Here is an 890-nt window from a genome sequence, read left to right on the forward strand (position 1 = left end):
GGTCCCACCGCCGGCCCGCCGCCAGCCAGAACAACGGCCGGTACGCGTGCGCCTGCGCGGCCGGAGCCGCCAGCACACCGGCCACCGCACCGCCCGCGTACAGGGCGACCCCGAACAGGGCCACCCCGGTCGCCCGGGCCGCCGCGGACACGGCGGTCGCCCACGACTGCACCGTGGAGTGCAGGAACGACCAGCCGCCCCCCAGCAGCAGCGCCACCACCACGAGCACCCCGGCCCGCTGGCTGTACCCGGCGAGCAGATACGCCACCATGGTCTGGGCGCCGCCGGCCACGATCAGCCGTACCGGACTCCACCTGCCGACGAGCCGCCCGACCACCCGCGCCGCGCCCATCGACCCCACCCCGTACAGGGCCGCGACCGCCCCCGCGAGGGCCACGGGAACCCCGCGCGCCTCCAGCGCCGGCGCCAGATACGTCAAGAAGCCCAGCAGCACGGCCCCTTCGAGCAGGGCCACCGCCATGACGTACCACTGCCACCGCGAACAGAGCACCGCCCGCAGCGGCACCCCCGCCGCGGGGCGTTCCCGCGGCGGCTCGGGCAGCCGCCGCAGCGCCACCACCAGGGACGCGGCGAGGATGCCGGGCAGCGCGAACACCAGCCGCCAGCTGAGCCAGTGCGCCACCAGCCCGGCCACCAGCGTGGCCGTCGCCGTGCCCAGCGCGAAGGCGCTCATCAGGGCGCTCAGCGGCCGCTGCCGTACCGCCGCGGGCACCGTGTCGCCCACATACGTCAGACACACCGCGATCGCGGCCGCGAAGAACCCCCCGGCCACCACACGGGCCCCGATCAGCACGGGGGCGCTGGGCGCGAGGGCCGAGGCGAAGGCGGCCGGTGCCGCCCCGGCGAGGGAGACCCGCAGCACCCGTACC

The 890-nt window shown here is 77.2% G+C and carries 1 protein-coding gene; it reads right to left on the reverse strand.

Annotation, left to right across the window (positions count from 1 at the left end):
• A partial coding sequence (locus CCN72_RS36750) for an MFS transporter (RefSeq protein WP_107430296.1) occupies window positions 1–890 on the reverse strand: 890 nt, incomplete at both ends.

This window comes from Streptomyces murinus, assembly GCF_002154555.1.
Taxonomy (GTDB): domain Bacteria; phylum Actinomycetota; class Actinomycetes; order Streptomycetales; family Streptomycetaceae; genus Streptomyces; species Streptomyces murinus.